The 281-nt window shown below is 59.1% G+C and carries 1 protein-coding gene; it reads left to right on the forward strand.

The genetic code is table 11. The features are described from left to right. The coding region (locus tag I8J34_RS24425; RefSeq protein WP_214364218.1) for a response regulator at positions 1-281 on the forward strand (281 nt) is incomplete at both ends.

The raw sequence follows: 281 nt of genomic DNA on the forward strand, positions 1-281 counted from the left end.
CGTCGACGACAATAAATTCAACCGCAGCCTCACCAGGACGATACTGCGCAAAAAGGGCGGACCGGGCTGGTGCGTCTCGCTCGCGGAGAGCGGTGCGGAGGCGCTTCAAAAAATAGCCGAAGAGCGTTTCGACCTGGCTTTCATGGATATCCAAATGCCGGGGATGAACGGCTTGGAGACGACGCAGGCCATTCGCTCCAATGAACAAGGCGCCGAGAAACGGCTGCCGGTCATCGCGATGACCGCATACGCCATGGAAGGCGACAGGCAGATGTGTCTCG

Source organism: Denitromonas iodatirespirans, from assembly GCF_018524365.1.
Lineage (GTDB): Bacteria > Pseudomonadota > Gammaproteobacteria > Burkholderiales > Rhodocyclaceae > Nitrogeniibacter > Nitrogeniibacter iodatirespirans.